Annotated in this window: 23 protein-coding genes; 20 read left to right on the forward strand and 3 right to left on the reverse strand. The window is 36.4% G+C overall.

From position 1 onward, the window contains the following. Positions 1-65 precede the first annotated feature (65 nt). The 20 genes from wecB to HCB38_RS12465 all read left to right on the forward strand — a co-directional run bounded on the left by wecB (position 66) and on the right by HCB38_RS12465 (position 17272). Entirely contained in the window at positions 66-1205 is a 1140-nt protein-coding gene (gene wecB / locus HCB38_RS12370; RefSeq protein ID WP_185319923.1) for a non-hydrolyzing UDP-N-acetylglucosamine 2-epimerase, read from the forward strand. 467 nt (positions 1206-1672) lie between these two features. Continuing rightward, complete coding sequence (locus tag HCB38_RS12375; RefSeq protein WP_185319922.1) at positions 1673-1843, forward strand: hypothetical protein; 171 nt, start codon at positions 1673-1675, stop codon at positions 1841-1843. Between the two features lie 193 nt (positions 1844-2036). Next, on the forward strand, positions 2037-2435 hold the full coding sequence (locus HCB38_RS12380) for an ATP synthase subunit I (protein WP_003729250.1): 399 nt from the start codon (positions 2037-2039) through the stop codon (positions 2433-2435). Between the two features lie 6 nt (positions 2436-2441). Continuing rightward, a complete protein-coding gene (atpB, locus tag HCB38_RS12385; RefSeq protein WP_003723468.1) occupies positions 2442-3158 on the forward strand; it encodes a F0F1 ATP synthase subunit A in 717 nt (238 codons plus the stop codon). 71 nt (positions 3159-3229) lie between these two features. Beyond that, complete coding sequence (gene atpE / locus HCB38_RS12390) at positions 3230-3448, forward strand: F0F1 ATP synthase subunit C (protein ID WP_003723467.1); 219 nt, start codon at positions 3230-3232, stop codon at positions 3446-3448. A gap of 87 nt (positions 3449-3535) precedes the next feature. Then, positions 3536-4048: a F0F1 ATP synthase subunit B gene (atpF, locus tag HCB38_RS12395; protein WP_003727890.1), complete on the forward strand. Its 513-nt coding sequence runs from the start codon at positions 3536-3538 to the stop codon at positions 4046-4048. After that, positions 4045-4584 (forward strand): F0F1 ATP synthase subunit delta, encoded by a 540-nt coding sequence (locus tag HCB38_RS12400; RefSeq protein WP_003772291.1) that lies wholly within the window; start codon positions 4045-4047, stop codon positions 4582-4584. Before atpF ends, HCB38_RS12400 begins: the two co-directional genes overlap by 4 nt. 26 nt (positions 4585-4610) lie before the next feature. Beyond that, positions 4611-6125, forward strand: coding sequence for a F0F1 ATP synthase subunit alpha (atpA, locus tag HCB38_RS12405; protein WP_003727892.1), 1515 nt, complete (start codon positions 4611-4613; stop codon positions 6123-6125). A 37-nt stretch (positions 6126-6162) separates the two neighbouring features. Next, positions 6163-7035 (forward strand): F0F1 ATP synthase subunit gamma, encoded by an 873-nt coding sequence (locus HCB38_RS12410; protein ID WP_003729248.1) that lies wholly within the window; start codon positions 6163-6165, stop codon positions 7033-7035. A gap of 60 nt (positions 7036-7095) precedes the next feature. Continuing rightward, positions 7096-8517, forward strand: a complete 1422-nt coding sequence (gene atpD / locus HCB38_RS12415; RefSeq protein ID WP_011703209.1) for a F0F1 ATP synthase subunit beta — start codon at positions 7096-7098, stop codon at positions 8515-8517. A 21-nt stretch (positions 8518-8538) separates the two neighbouring features. After that, complete coding sequence (locus HCB38_RS12420) at positions 8539-8943, forward strand: F0F1 ATP synthase subunit epsilon (RefSeq protein WP_185319920.1); 405 nt, start codon at positions 8539-8541, stop codon at positions 8941-8943. A 123-nt stretch (positions 8944-9066) separates the two neighbouring features. Continuing rightward, positions 9067-9303: a DUF1146 family protein gene (locus HCB38_RS12425; RefSeq protein ID WP_010991327.1), complete on the forward strand. Its 237-nt coding sequence runs from the start codon at positions 9067-9069 to the stop codon at positions 9301-9303. A 181-nt stretch (positions 9304-9484) separates the two neighbouring features. Then, on the forward strand, positions 9485-10777 hold the full coding sequence (gene murA / locus HCB38_RS12430; protein WP_185319919.1) for a UDP-N-acetylglucosamine 1-carboxyvinyltransferase: 1293 nt from the start codon (positions 9485-9487) through the stop codon (positions 10775-10777). Between the two features lie 161 nt (positions 10778-10938). Further along, complete coding sequence (gene mreB, locus HCB38_RS12435; protein WP_185319918.1) at positions 10939-11934, forward strand: rod shape-determining protein MreB; 996 nt, start codon at positions 10939-10941, stop codon at positions 11932-11934. 21 nt (positions 11935-11955) lie between these two features. After that, positions 11956-12390, forward strand: a complete 435-nt coding sequence (gene fabZ / locus HCB38_RS12440) for a 3-hydroxyacyl-ACP dehydratase FabZ (protein ID WP_185319917.1) — start codon at positions 11956-11958, stop codon at positions 12388-12390. A gap of 253 nt (positions 12391-12643) precedes the next feature. Beyond that, positions 12644-13009 (forward strand): single-stranded DNA-binding protein, encoded by a 366-nt coding sequence (locus HCB38_RS12445; RefSeq protein WP_185619364.1) that lies wholly within the window; start codon positions 12644-12646, stop codon positions 13007-13009. 388 nt (positions 13010-13397) lie between these two features. Then, positions 13398-14228, forward strand: coding sequence for a LysM peptidoglycan-binding and 3D domain-containing protein (locus HCB38_RS12450; RefSeq protein WP_185638687.1), 831 nt, complete (start codon positions 13398-13400; stop codon positions 14226-14228). Positions 14229-14351: 123 nt separating this feature from the next. Then, the gene (locus HCB38_RS12455; protein WP_185638689.1) at positions 14352-15086 is read left to right on the forward strand and encodes a WecB/TagA/CpsF family glycosyltransferase; all 735 of its coding nucleotides are present in this window, start codon (positions 14352-14354) and stop codon (positions 15084-15086) included. A gap of 1 nt (position 15087) precedes the next feature. Next, positions 15088-16212: an o-succinylbenzoate synthase gene (menC, locus tag HCB38_RS12460; RefSeq protein WP_185638691.1), complete on the forward strand. Its 1125-nt coding sequence runs from the start codon at positions 15088-15090 to the stop codon at positions 16210-16212. Positions 16213-16219: 7 nt separating this feature from the next. Beyond that, the gene (locus HCB38_RS12465) at positions 16220-17272 is read left to right on the forward strand and encodes a glycosyltransferase family 4 protein (protein WP_185319912.1); all 1053 of its coding nucleotides are present in this window, start codon (positions 16220-16222) and stop codon (positions 17270-17272) included. Between the two features lie 38 nt (positions 17273-17310). Here HCB38_RS12465 and HCB38_RS12470 read toward each other — a convergent pair whose 3' ends face one another. The 3 genes from HCB38_RS12470 to HCB38_RS12480 all read right to left on the reverse strand — a co-directional run bounded on the left by HCB38_RS12470 (position 17311) and on the right by HCB38_RS12480 (position 19716). Then, positions 17311-18360 (reverse strand): LCP family protein, encoded by a 1050-nt coding sequence (locus HCB38_RS12470; protein ID WP_185319911.1) that lies wholly within the window; start codon positions 18358-18360, stop codon positions 17311-17313. Between the two features lie 173 nt (positions 18361-18533). After that, on the reverse strand, positions 18534-19079 hold the full coding sequence (locus tag HCB38_RS12475) for a GNAT family N-acetyltransferase (RefSeq protein WP_185319910.1): 546 nt from the start codon (positions 19077-19079) through the stop codon (positions 18534-18536). Position 19080: 1 nt separating this feature from the next. Continuing rightward, complete coding sequence (locus tag HCB38_RS12480) at positions 19081-19716, reverse strand: YigZ family protein (protein ID WP_185638693.1); 636 nt, start codon at positions 19714-19716, stop codon at positions 19081-19083. Between the last annotated feature and the right edge of the window lie 85 nt (positions 19717-19801).

Genomic DNA, 19801 nt, shown 5'->3' on the forward strand with positions numbered 1-19801 from the left:
TTCGCAGGCTGGGAAATTTTTTGTCGAACTATTTCTGAGGAGTTTTTTTATAAGGAGGCTCAAAATTGGCTAAAATCAAAGTAATGAGTATCTTTGGGACAAGACCAGAGGCGATAAAAATGGCACCGCTTGTTTTGGCATTAAAAGAAGAATCAGAAACGTTTGAGTCAAGGGTAGTTATTACCGCTCAACACCGCGAAATGTTAGATCAAGTCTTAGCGATTTTTGATATAAAACCAGATATTGATTTAGATATTATGAAAAAGGGCCAAACTTTAGCCGATATAACTTCTCGTGTAATGAATGGAATTAATGACGTTATTGCTACAGAAAATCCTGATATCGTTTTAGTTCATGGTGACACAACTACGAGCTTTGCTGCTGGGCTGGCTACTTTTTATCAACAAAAAATGCTAGGACATGTCGAAGCTGGACTTAGAACTTGGAACAAATACTCACCGTTTCCAGAAGAAATGAATCGCCAATTAACGGGTGTTATGGCCGATATGCACTTTTCCCCAACCAAACAAGCAAAAGAAAATCTGCTTGCTGAAGGGAAAAACCCGGCTACTATTTTTGTGACTGGAAATACTGCTATTGATGCACTTAAAACAACTGTTCAAAAAGATTATCATCACCCAATCTTAGAAAATCTTGGCGACAATCGTTTAATACTTATGACAGCTCACCGTAGGGAAAATTTAGGCGAACCGATGCAAGGGATGTTCGAAGCAGTTCGAGAAATTGTGGAAAGTCGCGAGGACGTTGAACTCGTTTACCCGATGCATTTGAATCCAGCCGTTAGAGAAAAAGCGACGAAAATTTTAGGTGGACATGAACGCATTCATTTAATCGAGCCACTCGATGCAATTGATTTTCATAATTTCTTGCGCAAGTCTTATCTTGTTTTTACCGATTCAGGCGGTGTACAAGAAGAAGCTCCAGGCATGGGTGTACCAGTTTTAGTTTTGCGTGATACAACAGAGCGTCCAGAAGGAATCGAAGCAGGAACGTTAAAACTCATCGGAACAAATAAAGCGGATCTAATTAAAGAAGCGCTAAATTTGCTTGATAATAAAGAAAATCATGATAAAATGGCGAAAGCGGCCAATCCATATGGTGATGGTTTTGCTGCTAATAGAATTTTGGCGGCAATTAAAAGTCAATTTAATGGAACGAAGAGGCCAGAAGATTTTATTGTGTAAAACTCAGTGGAAAACTAGGTGTTAAAAGGCTAGTTTTCCTCTTTATTTGGAATGAAAGCGCCTTATTGTTACAGATATGTTACACGCCTAATTTTCACTAGTTCTTTTATGTTACATGTGATAAGATGGTCAATGTTATTAATATAAGAGCCCAAAAAATAGCTTGTTTTTAGCATAGGGATAGAAGACTGCGCTCAGTATTCACTACAATCCCGCCGACGCTAGGTTTCGCGTTGACTGAATTGGAATTTATACGGGCACTCTATATCAAAATGCAACTCATGATAAGTGAGTCCGGCTGTTTTTTCCGTTCTTTTTCTTGGGAAAAGAACTTTCGGTCGCGAATTTTGCGAATAATCGTATCGAATTCTTTTACCAATAGTGGTAGAAGTTTTTTTATTTGTGCGGAAGAAAGTGGTTTTGGCCTTTTTGTGAAATAACACACGAATGGTCAACTAGTTTTTCCAATGATTACGGAGGTGTTGGTTGCTGTTAAATGGACAAAAATAATTCTGGCGGAGCAATCTAAGAAACGACTAGATTTTGAAATCAAAAAAATCTCAGAAATAATAGGCTATTCTTTTATGGATGGGTCCGATTGTGGTACTATTAGTAATAGATGTACTCACAATTTGTGAAAGTGTATTGACTTTTCTCTTTTGGCTGTTGTATGCTAAGAACTGACACGCTGATAAGGCTTTCATGTGTGTTTGGGATTGGGATGAATTGGGGAAAATGTGCTTGTTTTCACAAACCAAACTTACTCCCTGAGATTTCAAAATGGTCATCTGGAAAGAAAAATCTTTTGAAAAAGAAAGGATTGCGCCCCGTATGTTAGAATCGCTAATTGGCATGTATCATCGTCATCAAAAGTATATGGTTCTTTTTATTGCTGTTTGTCTTTGTGGATGGTTTTTAACCCCATACATACATATTTTCTTGGGACTTAAGTTGGGTTTAATCGTCGGCTGGTTTAACTACTGGCTATTAATGAGGCGTACACAATCAATGACTAGAGCTTTGGCTGAAAATCGTTCTTTTTATGGTATGGGAATGCCATTTAGAATGGGGAGCGTGTTATTTGCTACTATTATAGCGACGCAACTGCCGGAATATTTTCATGTTTATAGCATGGTAATCGGACTTGGGCTTGCATATGCAATTATTTTTCTGGATTTTTTTGTGTATTCCATGTACCGCAGAAAAAAGTTTTTAAAAAGAGAGGGGTGAACCTAATTGGAAGAGGAATTTCCAACGATAAGCCTATTAGGGATCGACTTTAATCTATCTAATATTTTGATGATTACTGTGACTTGTGTCATCGTTCTTCTAATAGCCATTATCTGTACCAGAAATCTGCAACGCCGACCTACCGGAAAGCAGAACTTCATTGAATGGGTTATGGATTTTGTCAGAGGTATTATTAATAGTAATATGGATTGGAAAACCGGTGGGAGATTCCATGTGCTTGGTATTACGCTACTAATGTTTATTTTCGTAGCTAATATGCTAGGACTGCCATTTCAAATCGCGATTAACGATGAAGTATGGTGGCGTTCACCTACAGCGGATCCAATTGTCACATTAACACTTGCGATAATGGTTCTTGGCTTAACGCATTACTATGGTATTAAAATGCGTGGTTTCAAGCACTATTTTGTTGGTACTTACTTTAGTCCAATGAAATTTTTATTCCCACTTAAATTAGTAGAAGAATTTGCTAATACTTTAACGCTTGGTTTACGTCTTTACGGTAATATTTTTGCCGGTGAAGTGTTGTTAACCATCATTGCAACACAACTTGCTCATATGAACATATTTGTAGGTGTGCTAGCAATAATTCCTGCGTTACTATGGCAAGGATTCTCAATTTTCATTGGGGCAATTCAAGCGTACATTTTCACTATGCTGACCATGGTTTACATGTCGCATAAGGTAAGTGACGAACATTAAACTAACTTTCAAATAAGTCATTTAAAAAAGTAATAAAAAATAATATTTAGAAAAATTAGGAGGATAATTATATGTCTTTAGGTGTTATTGCAGCTGCTATCGCTGTTGGATTAGGTGCATTAGGTGCGGGTATTGGTAACGGTCTTATCGTATCAAAAACTGTCGAGGGTGTTGCGCGTCAACCAGAAGCGCGTTCTATGCTACAAACAATCATGTTCATTGGTATCGGTCTTGTTGAGGCCCTTCCTATCATCGCTGTAGTTATTGCGTTCATGGTTCTTAATAAATAATTTGAAGGAAATGGAGGGAATAAAACCTCATCTCTTTCATTTTGAACGAATAATTCAAGCGAATGTATAGAAAGGAGTGAAACTGGCGTGTTACAACCACATTTAGTAATTGGTTCCGCATTTACGTTTGGTGATGCATTCTTCACACTTTTTGCTTTCGCGATTTTGCTAGTTTTAATCCGAATTTATGCTTGGAAACCTCTTATGGGAGTTATGAAAGAGCGTGAAGAGCATATTGGTTCTGAAATTGATGCGGCTGAAGAAAGCCGTGCTCAAGCAGAACAATTACTTGCTGAACAAAAAAGTGTTTTACAACAAGCACGTGTTGAATCTCAAACAATGATTGAGAATGCAAAACAGCTTGGTGAAAAAGAACGCGAAGAAATTGTCAAAACTGCTAGACGTGAATCAGAACGTATAAAAGAAGAAGCGAAATCCGATATTGCGCGTGAAAAAGAAGATGCTATTTCTGCTCTTCGCGAACAAGTTGGTTCCTTATCTGTTCTTATTGCATCGAAAGTCATCGAAAAAAATCTGGATGAAAAAGAGCAATCTAACCTTATCCAAGATTATATCGAAAGGCTAGGGGATGACAAATGAGTAAAGATTTGGAAGTTGCAGGTCGCTATGCCAATGCGCTTTTTCAAGTAGCTCAAGATAAAGATTTAGTCGACGTTTTTTCAGAAGAACTAACTGAATTAAAAGCCGCATTAAATGCTAATAAAGATTTTGTAAAACTACTTGAAAATCCTACTTTCACGACCGAGCAAAAGAAAAATCTTGCCAGCGCTGTTTTTGAAAAAATCAATCCGACATTAAGAGATTTTATTTATCTTTTAATCGACCGTAGCAGAGAAGATTATCTTTCTGTTATTGCGGACGTTTACCAAAAACGCGTAAACGACTTGCGCGGAGTTGCGGATGCAGATGTTTATTCTGTTGTTCCACTTTCCGAACAAGAACTTACGGCGCTCTCGAGAGTATTTGCTGCGAAAATGAACAAAACAAAATTAAACATTCAAAATCACATTGATAAATCCCTTCTTGGTGGAGTCAAAGTGGTTATTGGAACCCGTATATATGATGACAGTCTAAAAACGAAATTAAAGGACATGGAACGGCAAATTAAAGCCTAGTTTCCGTTTAACGAGGGGTGAAATCAATGAGCATTAAGGCTGAAGAGATCAGCTCAATCATAAAACAGCAGATTGAAAATTATCAATCTGAACTAAAAGTGAGTGATGTTGGTACGGTTACCTACATTGGTGACGGTATTGCGCGTGCTCATGGACTCGATAATGCAATGGCTGGTGAATTGTTAGAGTTCTCAAATGGTGTAATGGGTATGGCCCAAAACTTAGAAACAAATGATGTTGGTATCATTATTCTAGGCCCTTACACTGAAATCCGTGAAGGCGACGAAGTTCGCCGTACCGGTAAAATCATGGAAGTTCCTGTTGGCGAAGCACTTATTGGGCGTGTAGTTAACTCATTAGGTCAACCAGTTGATGGTTTAGGCCCAATTGAAACAACTGGAACTCGTCCGATTGAAGCAGTAGCACCTGGTGTTATGCAACGTCAATCGGTAAACGAACCATTACAAACAGGTATTAAAGCAATTGATGCACTTGTTCCTATTGGTCGTGGTCAACGTGAGTTAATCATTGGGGACCGCCAAACTGGTAAAACATCTGTAGCAATTGATACTATTCTAAACCAAGCTGACCAAGATATGATTTGTATTTATGTCGCTATCGGTCAAAAAGAATCTACAGTACGTAATGCCGTAGAAACATTACGTCATCACGGTGCATTAGATTACACAATCGTCGTAACTGCTGCTGCATCACAACCGGCGCCACTTCTTTACTTGGCTCCTTACGCTGGTGTTGCAATGGCCGAAGAATTTATGTATAACGGTAAACACGTTTTAGTTGTATATGATGATTTATCCAAACAAGCAGCTGCTTACCGTGAGCTGTCCCTATTACTTCGTCGTCCTCCAGGTCGTGAAGCATATCCAGGGGATGTTTTCTACTTGCACTCCCGTTTACTTGAACGTGCTGCAAAATTAAATGATAGCCTAGGTGGCGGATCCATAACGGCTCTCCCATTCGTAGAAACACAAGCCGGAGATATCTCTGCTTATATTCCTACAAACGTTATCTCGATTACAGACGGACAAATCTTCTTGCAATCTGATTTATTCTTCTCCGGAGTACGTCCAGCGATCAATGCCGGCCTTTCCGTATCCCGTGTAGGTGGATCAGCGCAAATTAAAGCAATGAAAACTGTTGCCGGAACACTTCGTCTAGATCTTGCCGCTTACCGTGAGCTAGAATCCTTCTCACAATTCGGTTCAGACTTAGATGCAGCTACTCGTGCGAAACTAGAACGTGGTAAACGTACAGTAGAAGTTCTAAAACAAGATTTGCACAAACCTTTGAAAGTTGAAAAACAAGTATTGATTCTTTATGCACTAGTTCATAAATATCTGGATGATGTACCAGTTCATGATGTACTGCGTTTTGAGTCCGAAATGAATACATGGTTTGATCATAATCACCCAGAGCTTTTGGAAGAAATTCGTACAACGAAAAAACTTCCTGATGAAGCGAAACTTGAAGCAGCATTAAAAGAATTTAAAAATACATTTGTTCCTTCTGAAGAAAAATAATTTAGACTCGGAATAAATTCAAAGGTGGTGAAAATCTTTGGCATCTTTAATCGATATTAAACAACGAATAACTTCTACACGTAAAACAAGTCAAATTACAAAAGCAATGCAAATGGTTTCAGCAGCAAAACTAGGTCGTGCAGAATCTAATGCTCGTTCATATGAGCCTTACGTTTCTAAAATTAAAGACGTAGTAACACATGTTGCTAGCACTGGTAACAGTAGCGATCATCCAATGCTTGTATCTAGACCTGTCCACCGTACTGGTTATATCGTACTTACTTCTGATACTGGACTTGCAGGTTCTTACAATAGTTCTGTAATCAAAGAAGTATTTCAAGAAATTAATAAAAAGCATACGTCAAGTGATGAATATGCAATAATCACTGTAGGTAGATCTGCTCGTGACTTTTTCAAAGCGCGCCAAATGAACGTGGTTTTAGAAGTACAAGGCATTACAGATCACCCGATATTTGCGGAAATTAAAGATATTGCTAGTAACACAGTTCAAATGTTTGAAGATGGTGTTTATGACGAGGTTTTCATTTATTATAATCACCATATTAATTCTATTTCTAGTGAACTGAGAAAAGAGCAACTATTGCCACTGACAGAATTTCACGAAAAAGGTAACGAAACAGATGTAGATTTAACTACATATGAATTCGAGCCTTCCGAACAAGAAATCCTGGAAGTATTATTACCGCAATATGTGGAAAGCCTAATTTTCGGAGCACTTCTGGATGCCAAAGCCGCTGAACATGCTGCTCGTATGACTGCCATGAGAAGCGCGACAGACAATGCATCCGATTTAATCAGTGACTTATCACTACAATATAACCGTGCTCGCCAAGCTGCGATCACGCAAGAAATTACCGAAATCGTCGGAGGAGCAGCCGCGCTCGAATAGAAGTCGGCGTTTCTTGTAACGTCCCTATAAATGGGAAGGTAAGTGAGGAGGAATAATTGCATGTCTAAAGGACAAGTAATCCAAGTTATGGGTCCAGTTGTAGACGTTAAATTTGAAGGTGGAAACTTACCTGAAATCTACAATGCCCTAGTTATTGAATATAAATCTGATGCAGAAGAAGCACCAACTAGCCAACTTACTTTAGAAGTAGCCATCCAATTAGGTGATGACGTTGTTCGTACAATCGCAATGGCATCAACAGATGGTGTTCAAAGAGGTATGGAAGTTATTGATACTGGGAGCCCAATTACAGTTCCAGTTGGTACAGTAACTCTTGGTCGTGTATTTAATGTATTAGGAAACACCATCGATTTGGACGAACCACTTCCAAGCGATATTAAACGTAATAAAATTCACCGTGAAGCTCCAACTTTTGATCAATTAGCAACAACAACAGAAATTCTCGAAACAGGAATTAAAGTAGTTGACTTGTTAGCGCCATACTTAAAAGGTGGTAAAATCGGATTGTTCGGTGGTGCAGGTGTTGGTAAAACTGTTCTAATTCAAGAGCTTATCCATAATATCGCACAAGAACATGGTGGTATTTCTGTGTTCGCGGGCGTTGGAGAACGTACTCGTGAAGGGAACGATCTTTACTTTGAAATGAAAGATTCAGGCGTTATTGAAAAAACAGCGATGGTATTCGGTCAAATGAACGAGCCACCAGGTGCACGTATGCGTGTTGCCTTAACTGGTCTAACAATTGCTGAATATTTCCGTGATGAAGAACATCAAGACGTACTTTTATTCATTGATAACATTTTCCGTTTCACACAAGCTGGTTCAGAGGTTTCGGCTTTACTAGGTCGTATGCCATCTGCGGTAGGTTACCAACCAACTCTAGCTACTGAAATGGGTCAATTACAAGAACGTATTACATCTACTAACGTTGGATCTGTTACTTCTATCCAAGCGATTTATGTACCAGCCGATGACTATACTGACCCGGCTCCGGCTACAACTTTCGCCCATCTAGATGCAACAACTAACTTGGAACGTAAATTAACAGAACAAGGTATTTATCCAGCGGTAGATCCACTTGCTTCTACATCGCGTGCCCTTTCTCCTGATATTGTTGGGGAAGAACACTATGCAGTAGCAACAGAAGTACAACGTTTATTACAAAGATATAAAGAATTACAAGATATCATCGCAATCTTAGGTATGGATGAGTTATCTGATGAAGATAAACAATCTGTTTCCCGCGCGCGTCGTGTACAATTCTTCTTATCACAAAATTTCCACGTTGCAGAACAATTTACAGGCCAAAAAGGTTCTTATGTCCCTGTTAAAGAAACAGTTAAAGGATTCAAAGACTTATTAGCTGGAAAATACGACCATATTCCTGAAGATGCATTCCGTTCTGTTGGACGCATTGAGGAAGTTCTTGAAAAAGCAAAAGACATGGGCGTTGAAGTCTGATAAAAACAGGAGGAAATACGTATGGGTTCATTAAATGTTAGTATTGTTACTCCAGACGGCCCTGTTTATGAAGGCGTTGCTCAAATGGTTATTGCTAGAACAAAAGCAGGTGAACTCGGTATTTTACCTGGCCATGTTCCACTAGTTGCTCCACTTAAAATCGACATTGTTCGTCTAAAAGTAGAGTCTGGTGAGGAATGGGTCGCTGTAAATGGTGGCTTTATGGAAGTAAACGGCGAAGAAGTTAATATTCTCGCGGATACTGCTGAGCGCGAACAAGATATTGATATTAATCGCGCTGAAAAAGCAAAACAACGCGCAGAAGAAGAACTTAGTCGTGCGAAAGAACAAAAAGTGGATGAAGTAATGGCTCGATTAGCACTACAAAGAGCTATCAACCGAATTCATGCAAAAGAACACAATTAATAATCATAAAACTTCCTGGTCAAATTGCCGGGAAGTTTTTTTATATACTCATAAGTGTATTAACTGTTTTTTCCTAGCGGTATTTGTTAAAATGAGTAGTAGCGAAATTTGAGGAGCGAACGCATGTATAATATTATTATGGAATCACCATATGTCATCATCATTTCACATTTACTATTTATAGTTATTACTTTTTGGTCATTGCAAGCAATTAATTATGAGAAATTTATCAAGAAAAATCATGTTACACAAGCTAGATTGTTATTCGTGATTATTTCGATTGTATTAGGTTATACATTAAGCAATTTCTTCTTAGATTATCTAGCAGCTTCCAAACAATTAATTAATTTTTTTGGTTAGAAAAACTACTATAAGTAGTAAAAAATTAACAGAAGCTTATAACAACTTTAATAATGCATTAAAATCAGTTGATATTTTAGGGTGATAAGTGGTAGAATTACTAAGATATGTTTTAAAATTAAATTTTGATTAATAAAATTCGATAAATGATTTAGTTATTAGTAACGCGGAGGGGTTCTTTTTGGAAAAAATTATTGTACGCGGTGGAAAACAGTTAAATGGTTCTGTAAAAATGGAAGGCGCCAAAAATGCTGTACTACCGGTAATAGCTGCTACATTACTTGCGAGTAAAGGTACTAGCGTATTAAAAAATGTCCCAAATTTGTCTGATGTATTCACAATTAATGAAGTACTTAAATATTTAAATGCGGATGTTTCTTTTGTAGATGATGAAGTAACAGTTGATGCAACAGGAGAAATCACTTCTGATGCACCTTTTGAGTATGTTCGAAAAATGCGTGCTTCTATTGTTGTAATGGGACCACTATTAGCTCGTACTGGTTCAGCTCGTGTAGCTTTACCAGGAGGATGTGCAATTGGTTCAAGACCAGTTGATTTACATTTAAAAGGCTTTGAAGCAATGGGTGCAATTGTTAAAATCGAAAATGGTTATATTGAAGCTACTGCTGAAAAATTAGTAGGTGCTAAAGTATACTTAGATTTCCCAAGTGTTGGAGCAACACAGAATATTATGATGGCTGCTACTTTAGCTGAAGGAACAACAGTGATAGAGAATGTCGCTCGCGAGCCTGAGATTGTAGATTTGGCGAATTTCCTTAACCAAATGGGTGCCAGAGTTATTGGAGCAGGAACTGAAGTAATAAGAATTGAAGGAGTTAAGGAATTAACTGCCACTGAGCATTCTATTATTCCTGATCGTATTGAAGCAGGTACCTTTATGATAGCTGCAGCAATTACAGGCGGAAATGTTTTAATTGAAGATGCAGTACCTGAACACATTAGTTCATTAATTGCTAAATTAGAAGAAATGGGCGTTCAAATTATTGAAGAAGAAAATGGCATTCGTGTCATTGGACCAGATAAATTGAAAGCTGTGGATGTTAAAACCATGCCACACCCAGGTTTCCCAACTGATATGCAATCACAAATGATGGTTATTCAAATGTTAAGCGAAGGCACAAGTATTATGACAGAAACTGTTTTTGAAAATCGCTTCATGCATGTTGAAGAAATGCGCCGAATGAATGCAGATATGAAAATTGAAGGACATTCTGTTATTATTTCTGGTCCGGCAAAACTACAAGGAGCTGAAGTTGCAGCGACTGATTTACGTGCAGCAGCAGCGCTTATTCTTGCAGGTCTTGTTGCGGATGGTTATACACAAGTAACAGAACTTAAATACTTAGATCGTGGCTATAATAATTTCCACGGAAAACTCCAATCGCTTGGTGCAGATGTAGAACGTGTAGATGATTCTAAAATTGATGTAACGAATTTAGCATCCTTATTCTAATATTAAATTTGTAAAAACCGTATCTTTTGGTACGGTTTTTTTATTGTAGTTAAAAAAAACAGCTTGTCATGAAATATACATTTCAGCTTACCTCAAATTATGCTATAATTCAGAATGAGATGTAAAATTAAGTGTACACCACGAAAGGAGTTAAAATGTAAATGGCAAAAGATGTTGGTATCGATTTAGGTACAGCTAATGTATTAATTCATGTTAAAGGAAGAGGAATCGTTGTTAATGAGCCTTCAGTTGTCGCTATAAACAATAAAACTGGACAAGTGCTAGCAGTTGGAACAGAAGCTAGAGATATGGTTGGTAGAACTCCAGGGAATATTACCGCAATCAAACCTATGAAAGATGGTGTTATTGCTGATTTTGATATTGTCCAAGAAATGCTGCGTTTCTTTATACAGAAGTTGAACCTGAAAACCTTTTTTTCGCGTCCACGCATTTTAATTTGTTGCCCGACGAATATTACTTCTGTTGAGCAAAAAGCAATTAGAGAAGTTGCTGAAAAAAGTGGTGGAAAACAAGTATTTTTGGAAGAAGAACCTAAAGTTGCAGCTATCGGTGCTGGTATGGAAATCTTTGAACCTTCTGGTAATATGATTATTGATATCGGTGGTGGAACAGCAGATGTAGCAGTATTATCTATGGGTGATATTGTAACAAGCCAGTCCGTAAAAGTGGCAGGTAATAAATGGGACGCTGATATCTTAAATTATGTTAAAAGAAAGTACAACTTACTTATTGGTGAAAGAACTGCTGAAAATATTAAAGTAAGCATTGGAACTGCATGCCGGGGTACTAAAGAAGAAGTAATGGAGATTCGCGGTAGAGACTTAGTAAGTGGCTTACCTAAGACGATTTCAATTACTAGCTCTGAAGTAGAAGAAGCTATTCATGATTCATTAAACTTAATGGTTTTAGCAGCTAAACAAGTTTTAGAGCAAACTCCTCCAGAGCTTTCAGCAGATATTATTGATAGAGGAATTATTATGACTGGTGGCGGCTCACTATTACATGGCTTAGATGAACTAATGTCGGAACAATTAAAAGTTCCAGTTCTAATTACTGAAAATCCTTTAGATGTTGTAGCACTTGGTACCGGTATTTTGCTTGAATCATTAACAAATAAAAAACGTGGTCGTATCTAAATTTGAATATGGGGGATTTATATGTTAGATATTAAAAAAATCAAAGAAATTTTACCTCATCGTTATCCGTTTTTATTAGTAGATAGAGTTATCTCAGTTGAAGAAGGAAAAAAAGTAACAGCTATAAAGAATGTAACTGTTAATGAAGAATTCTTTAATGGTCATTTTCCAGAGTATCCGGTAATGCCAGGTGTTCTAATTGTAGAAGCACTTGCTCAGACAAGTGGAATCGCAATGATGCAAAGTGAAGCTAATAAAGGCAAGATTGGTTTATTTGCAGGGATTGATGGATGCCGTTTTAAACGTCAAGTTGTGCCAGGTGACCAACTCTTACTCGAAGCAGAAATCACTCGAATGAGGGGCGCTATTGCTAAGGCTAAAGTAAAGGCCACAGTAGAAGGCGATTTGGTTTGTGAGGCAGAGATTATGTTTGCCTTGTCAGATTTACCACAATAAAAATAGAGAGCACTGAAGTCCAAATTGGATTTTGGTGCTTTTTAATATTCTTAAGATAGCATATGCTAAAAAAAGTTTCAATTTGCTAAATTAGTGTTTTGTACTAATTAGTTCATTATAAAACTATGATTTTCCTATAGAAGAAACTAGCTTTTTTGTTGCCTTAAACCTGGAGAAAATAAAGTTTTATCCATTTTACAAAGAAATTTTTATCAAATATAATCGCATTACACCAAAAGAAAGAGGCGATTATATGATTAATCAAGTAACTTTAGTAGGACGTTTAACAAAGAATCCAGAACTAAAATGGACTACAGAAGACAAGGCGGTTTTGAATATGACTATAGCTTTAAACCGCTTTGGAAAAAATAAAAGAGTCGATAATGATGCGGATTTTATTCAATGTGTTATTTGGGGCAAACGGGCAGAAGCAACTGCTGAATTTTGTAGCAAAGGACAATTAGTAGGCGTAATAGGAGAACTACAATCTAGACAATATTTGAATAAGGAAGAACAAAAAGTCTATATTACGGAGGTATTAGTTCATCAAATTAGGTATTTATCAAGTAGAAATAAAGAGGAGAACGTGGTTAATATCTCTCAAGAAGATGATGAATGATGTAATACTTTGTTATAAAACATTAAGTTTAACTAATAATTTATAAAAACTTAGACGAAATAACGAATAATAGAACTAATTTTGGGCGTTATTTGTAATGGAAAATTTTTCCAGTTCTACTTTTTTAATATAAATAATTGAGCGTACAAACTATCTTATAACAGTATTAAAGAGAAGCGAACTATAGTAATGAGCTAAGGTAAAAGAAAGTTAGACTCAATTGAAGCATAAACAGTAAAAATCAGACAATAAAGGTAATTTACAAATATTGCAGAATTTTAGAAGCTATTCGGGTGCCTGTCATACATCCTTAATTTTTTAGTAACCAAGCCCAAAGTTTCATATGGTACGATTATCCTCGAAAGTAATCAAGGAGGGAAATAATTACATGAAGAAAACAGTAGTAGCCATTGCGGCTGGTTTAATTATTGCAGGATCTGGTTCAACTCAAGCTTTTGCGGCTGAGTATAAAGTACAAGACGGTGACTCGCTTTGGAAAATTTCAAATGAAAATAATATCTCTATAAAACAATTGAAAGAAGACAATAACTTAAGCTCGAACTTAATTTTTCCAAACCAAACATTGCAAGTAAATAGTGGTGAGAAAAAAGCAGTTACGAGTAACGGTTCGGAGTATACTGTTGTAGCTGGAGACACATTAGGACATATTGCAGCAGATAACGGTGTGACAGTCAACCAATTAAAAGAATGGAATAATCTTTCATCGGATTTAATCATAGTTGGTCAAAAATTGTCTGTAGGTGAAAATGCTCAAGCTAGTGAAAGTACTACTTCTGAAAATAAAAATTCAGAAAGTAACGCTACAGAACAACCAGCTGAACAACCAAAAGAAGAAAATGCAACACAAACTACTCAAAAATCAACAGCATCTAATGAATCGTCAAACAGTTCATCATCAGCCCAAGGGAATGTTTCTAAAGTGCTAACAGTTACAGCTACTGCATATAGTAAAGCTGAACCTGGAATGGGTCATATGACAGCTACAGGAATTGACTTAAATGATAATTCACGTGTTATTGCAGTAGATCCATCTGTTATTCCTCTAGGTTCAAAAGTATATGTTGAAGGATACGGAGAAGCGATTGCAGCTGATACTGGTGGTGCAATTAAAGGTAATAAAATTGATGTACATTTAAACTCAGTACAAGAAGCTAATAACTGGGGCGTAAAACAAGTTAAAGTACAAATTTTAAATTAATTTACTCCATATAGAAAAGCTGTAAATGGCATTATGCTATTTACAGCTTTTTTTGATTAAAAATAGGAAGAGACTCTATTTTATGATAAACTTATACATAATAAAGTTTTTTAGGAGATTCATATGAAAAAGCAGGAAATTTCAATTTTAAATATACCTTTTTACAATACAACTCAAGCTGATTTTGTAGAGGAATTGCATACTATTGCTAAAAATGAAGAACGATGTTTTGTAGTAACAGCAAATCCCGAAATCGTAATGCACGCTCGGACTGATAAGGAATTTGAGGGGATTTTGCGTCAAGCTGACTACATTGTTCCGGATGGTATTGGTATTATCATGGCTTCTGAAAAACTTGAAACTCCTCTAAAAGAACGAGTTACTGGTTATGATACAATGATTGGTTTATTAGAAAAGCCTCTACGTTGTTATTTTTTAGGGGCGAAACCAGAAGTTAGCCAAGGGATAGAGAGTAAAGTCAATGAAAAATATCCAGAAGCGATTGTTTGTGGTGTTCATCATGGTTATTTTGATGCGCTTGAGAGCGAAGAAATTGCTAAAGAAATAATCTCTTCTAAACCAGATGTTATTTTTGTTGCGTTAGGTTCACCTGCTCAAGAAAAATGGATTTTATCTCAAATGGCTAATTTTTCTAAGGGCATTTTTATCGGTGTTGGCGGAAGTTTTGATGTATTAACTGATAATGTAAAACGAGCGCCTAAAATTTGGATAAAGCTAAGACTTGAATGGGTTTATAGATTGCTAGCGAATCCTTCTAGATGGAGACGTTTTTTTGCGATACCTCAATTTATGTTTGTTATCCACAAAGAGCGCAAGCGTTTGAAAAAGGGTGAGTAGAATGTATTTTCAAAAGGCGAGATTAATTCATGCTGAACTACCGCTTTTGGCGCCATTTAGAACGAGTTATGGGGAGCTGAAAAGCAAAGATTTTTATATAATTGAATTAATAACTGAAGAAGGGATCTGTGGTTACGGGGAGTTAGAAGCTTTTCCGTTACCAGATTATACTGAAGAGACTCTCAGCACAGCTATTGTAATTATTAGGAAGCACTTACTTCCTCTATTAGCTCAAAGAAAAATTGATAAACCGGAAGACGTACAGAAGATATTTAGTTGGATTCAAGGTAATGAGATGGCAAAAGCGGCTGTAGAGTTGGCTATTTGGGATGCTTTTGCTAAAATGAAAAAGCGTTCATTATCTAAAATGATTGGTGCTACTAAAGAATCTATCAAGGTAGGGGTTAGTATTGGTTTGCAACCGAACGTAGAAAGTTTACTTCAATTAGTGAATAAATATGTTGATCAGGGATATGAACGAGTGAAGCTAAAAATTGCACCAAACAAAGATATTCAATTTGTCGAAGCGATTCGAGAACGTTTTCCAAAACTAAGCTTGATGGCAGATGCGAATTCAGCGTATAATAGAGAAGATTTCTTGTTATTAAAAGAATTAGATCAATATGATTTAGAAATGATTGAGCAGCCATTCGGAACTACAGATTTTGTCAATCATGCTTGGTTGCAAAAACAATTGAAAACACGTATTTGTTTAGATGAGAATATTAGATCTGTAAAAGATGTAGAGCAAGCACATATCCTTGGTAGTTGTCAGGCAATTAATCTGAAGCTAGCACGTGTTGGTGGTATGTCTTCTGCACTTAAAATAGCAGAGTATTGCGCATTAAATGATTTGCTTGTTTGGTGTGGAGGAATGCTTGAAGCAGGAGTAGGTAGAGCCCATAACATTGCACTAGCAGCGAGAGAAGAGTTTGGTTTTCCAGGGGATATATCCGCCTCTAATCGTTTTTTTGAGGAGGATATTATAAAACCGACTTTTGAATTAAATCAAGGTAGGCTTAGAGTTCCATCTAATGATGGTATTGGTGTGGCGTTGAATTCAGAGGTATTGCAAAAATATACTAAATCAACAGAAGAAATTTTGCTAAATAAAGGATGGAGCTGAAAAAATATTGCTAATATGGAGTATATTGATTAGCTTTGCAGTGGGTATCATTATGGTCCCATTAATTAGAAAGTTTGCATTTAGAATTAACGCGGTTGATACGCCGCGTGAAAGACATAAACATACAAAAACAACAGCCACGTTAGGTGGATTAGCTATTTTTATAAGTTTTTCAGTCGGGATGTTGTTAGTGCCAATTGATAAATCTGGATTTGTCCCAATTTATTTTGGCGCTCTAATCATTATTGTAACTGGATTTATTGATGATTTATTTGATTTATCTCCTAAATGGAAAATGGCAGGGCAGATTTTAGCTGCTATTTGTGTCACTGTTTGGGGTGAAATAACAATTAATTTTATTAATATTCCTTTTTACGGGGAATTGGACTTTGGATATTTTGCAATACCATTATCTATAGTTTGGATTGTAGCTATTGTAAATGCACTTAATTTAATAGATGGCTTAGATGGACTTGCTGGTGGGATTTCTATTATTGCTTTAATGACAATTGCTGGCATGGCTCTCTTACTTAAAGATGCATTCGTTGCCCCAGTTGCACTTATTCTAGCCGCTTCAGTTGCTGCTTTTTTAATATACAATTTTCCGCCTGCAAGTATTTTTATGGGAGACACAGGGGCACTATTTTTAGGGTATATGATAGCTGTTTTGTCGCTTATGGGATTTAAAAACGTCACTTTTATTTCTTTATTAGTGCCTCTCATTATTCTAGGAGTTCCTTTATCAGATACATTTTTTGCTATTGTACGGCGACTGAAAGAGCGGATGCCTATATCGTCTGCGGATCGTTCTCACATACATCATAGGTTAATGGCGCTTGGTTTTACCGAAAAACAAACAGTATTATTAATTTACTGCATGGCATTACTGTTCTCTATGACTGGTTTTGTATTTTCTTTTTCTACAACTTGGGGAGCGTTACTATTACTATTATTGCTGATTTTTTGTATTGAAATCATTGTTGAATTTATCGGCTTAATTGGTGAAGATTATCGACCAATTTTAAATTTGCTTCAAAAAATACATCGGAAACGCAAGTAAAAAAACCAACAACTAATTAATTAGTTGTTGGTTTTTGGTTAGTTTGATGCAGTTGAACTCTCATCTGAATAAGGCGCAGCGCCGGGATATGGTTGCTTAATTCCTAGTTCACTGGCAAATTCATTCGAGATACTTTGAACGGAAGCTTCATTGAGTTGATAATAATAAATACCGTCCATTGGGTTGCTATCACCTTGAAGGTTAAGCGATTTAATATCAATTTTGTTAGACATGCCGAATTTTGCGATTGAAAGCATTTGATTGAAAGTTAAGTTGGTTTTCATGTTATCGCCAACTACTTCAATAATATCAGAATACTTGCTGACTGAAGAAATAGAAGTTGCTTCACTAACAATAGATTTAATGATTAGCTGTTGTCTTTTCCCGCGTTCAATATCACTATCAATATGTCTGGTACGTGCAAGTGCTAAAGCTTGTTCAGCATTCAAATGTTGCTGGCCTTTTTTAAGCGTAATAGCGTCTGCGTTATCTTTTGAATCTTGTTCTGTAAAGCTTACTGGAACATCTACATCAATACCATCTAAAGCCTCAACTATTTTGAGGAAAGCATCAAAGTCAAAACGAACATAGTAATCGATTGGGATTTTGAATTCTTCTTCTACTGTTTTCATGGTAAGTTCTGGACCACCATATGCATGAGCTGCATTAATTTTCGTGTATTTATCAATTTCTTTTGCAGAATCTTCAATATGCACATAAGAATCACGAGGGATACTTGTCATTTCTACCCGTGCATCCTTTACATTAAATGTAGCTAGGATAAGGGAGTCACTACGAGGATTTCCATTAGATGCTCTTGTAGTGCTTGTATCAACGCCAATAATCAAAATAGAAAAACTGTCTTTTATAGGCTCAACATCATTTGTTCGAAGTGTGGAAGCTTTTCCGTTCCTTACGTTATCAAAAGAGTTGTCTGCTGCGAGTTTTGTCTTGCTAAAAAGATAAGTGCCATATCCGACACCTGCAAGTACTAAACACATCACAGGAATTAGAATCCAGAATAGAATTTTTCTTCTACGCTTGTACTTCTTGCTGCTTCTTCGGCTATCATCAGTGCCTTTACTCATATATTAATTCTCCTTATAGTCACTTTTCTAAGTTTTATTGTATCATTTGTTGAACTAAAGAATGTTACGCGTTATTTACGCTTTCTTTAATTTTCAACTTTGATGTTATTATACAGAATTTCATTGAAAAAAAATACAAAAAAGTTAATATCTTTCAAAAATGTAATATTTGCCTATTCCATTAGCAATTGATAATTACTAATTTCACAAATTTTCCCGGAGTGCAAATCTAGTTCTTGTCCCGATGAAATGAGCTCAAAACCGAGCTTAGAAAGTAGTTTTATGGAGGCTATATTTTCAGGAAGAACTTTTGCTGTAATTGTTTTATATGGTAAGTGAGCTTTTGTTGTATTTAAAAATTTCGTTAAAATTTCGTACATAAGTCCTTGGCGCCAATACCTTTTGGCTAATTCATAACCAATTTCAATTGTTTGGTTATTGTTGTTAATATCGTTTATACCTAAGGAACCAATTGCTTGTAAAGAATTATCCAAGGTGAAAATAGTATATCTACATGCATTTGGTTCATTTTCAATGGCTTGAATCATTTCTTTTGCTTGAAGAATAGTAGAAAATTTTTCGATATTCATAAACTGAGCAACATCATTATCAGACCAAATATCAAATAAGGTCGTTGCATCTGCAAAAGAAGTTTTTCTCATAATAGTTCGTTCCGTAGAAATAGTGGAAGGTAAATGCAAAGATATGTTTGTGGACATCCTAAGTAACATCCTTTTCTCTATATTTTTGTGGGCCCTCTTTATACTTAAGCTGGCCATTTGAAACCTCTATAATCCAAGTGGAAAAATTTGGAAGATCGTCATTATCAACGAATACTTGAAGAACGACTTTTTCAGTGAATTCTTTATGAACAATTTGATAATTTTTTTGTTCAAGCGCGTTCTCTATTTTACCTAAAAGCGGATAAGCAAAAGTGCATTCAATAATAGTAGCTAATTTGCATTCGACTATACCGATACTATCGATAGCCTCACTTACAGAACTGCCATATGCACGAACAAGACCTCCTGCTCCAAGCTTAGTTCCTCCAAAGTAGCGAGTAACAACAACCACCACATTTTTTAAAGCTTTCTTTTTTAAAACTTCTAGCATTGGGATTCCTGCTGTTCCGCTAGGTTCTCCATCATCATGTGCTTTTTGAAATTGGTCATTTTCTCCTATAATATAGGCGGAGCAATTATGAGTAGCGTCACGGTGCTCTTTTTTGATTGTTTGTATGAATACCTGTGCTTCGGATTCTGTTTTTATCCGCTTAACATGACAAATAAAGCGAGATTTTTCAATTATTATTTCATGTTTTCCATCGCTACGAATGGTTAAATAATGATCCAACATAAGGAACCTCCATAAGTTGATACATTCAGTCTGCTTTTATTTTATCCGAAAGCAAAGCGATTGTATAGATATTTTTCTAAGTGCA

The organism is Listeria farberi, from assembly GCF_014229295.1.
In the GTDB taxonomy this organism is placed as follows: domain Bacteria; phylum Bacillota; class Bacilli; order Lactobacillales; family Listeriaceae; genus Listeria; species Listeria farberi.

Coding starts and splice junctions, on each gene's coding strand:
- HCB38_RS12375 (WP_185319922.1), top strand. CDS start 1,673: ATGATTACGGAGGTGTTGGTTGCTGTTAAATGGACAAAAATAATTCTG.
- HCB38_RS12380 (WP_003729250.1), top strand. CDS start 2,037: ATGTTAGAATCGCTAATTGGCATGTATCATCGTCATCAAAAGTATATG.
- atpE (WP_003723467.1), top strand. CDS start 3,230: ATGTCTTTAGGTGTTATTGCAGCTGCTATCGCTGTTGGATTAGGTGCA.
- HCB38_RS12400 (WP_003772291.1), top strand. CDS start 4,045: ATGAGTAAAGATTTGGAAGTTGCAGGTCGCTATGCCAATGCGCTTTTT.
- atpA (WP_003727892.1), top strand. CDS start 4,611: ATGAGCATTAAGGCTGAAGAGATCAGCTCAATCATAAAACAGCAGATT.
- atpD (WP_011703209.1), top strand. CDS start 7,096: ATGTCTAAAGGACAAGTAATCCAAGTTATGGGTCCAGTTGTAGACGTT.
- HCB38_RS12420 (WP_185319920.1), top strand. CDS start 8,539: ATGGGTTCATTAAATGTTAGTATTGTTACTCCAGACGGCCCTGTTTAT.
- HCB38_RS12425 (WP_010991327.1), top strand. CDS start 9,067: ATGTATAATATTATTATGGAATCACCATATGTCATCATCATTTCACAT.
- mreB (WP_185319918.1), top strand. CDS start 10,939: ATGGCAAAAGATGTTGGTATCGATTTAGGTACAGCTAATGTATTAATT.
- fabZ (WP_185319917.1), top strand. CDS start 11,956: ATGTTAGATATTAAAAAAATCAAAGAAATTTTACCTCATCGTTATCCG.
- HCB38_RS12445 (WP_185619364.1), top strand. CDS start 12,644: ATGATTAATCAAGTAACTTTAGTAGGACGTTTAACAAAGAATCCAGAA.
- HCB38_RS12450 (WP_185638687.1), top strand. CDS start 13,398: ATGAAGAAAACAGTAGTAGCCATTGCGGCTGGTTTAATTATTGCAGGA.
- HCB38_RS12455 (WP_185638689.1), top strand. CDS start 14,352: ATGAAAAAGCAGGAAATTTCAATTTTAAATATACCTTTTTACAATACA.
- menC (WP_185638691.1), top strand. CDS start 15,088: ATGTATTTTCAAAAGGCGAGATTAATTCATGCTGAACTACCGCTTTTG.
- HCB38_RS12470 (WP_185319911.1), bottom strand. CDS start 18,360: ATGAGTAAAGGCACTGATGATAGCCGAAGAAGCAGCAAGAAGTACAAG.
- HCB38_RS12475 (WP_185319910.1), bottom strand. CDS start 19,079: ATGTCCACAAACATATCTTTGCATTTACCTTCCACTATTTCTACGGAA.
- HCB38_RS12480 (WP_185638693.1), bottom strand. CDS start 19,716: ATGTTGGATCATTATTTAACCATTCGTAGCGATGGAAAACATGAAATA.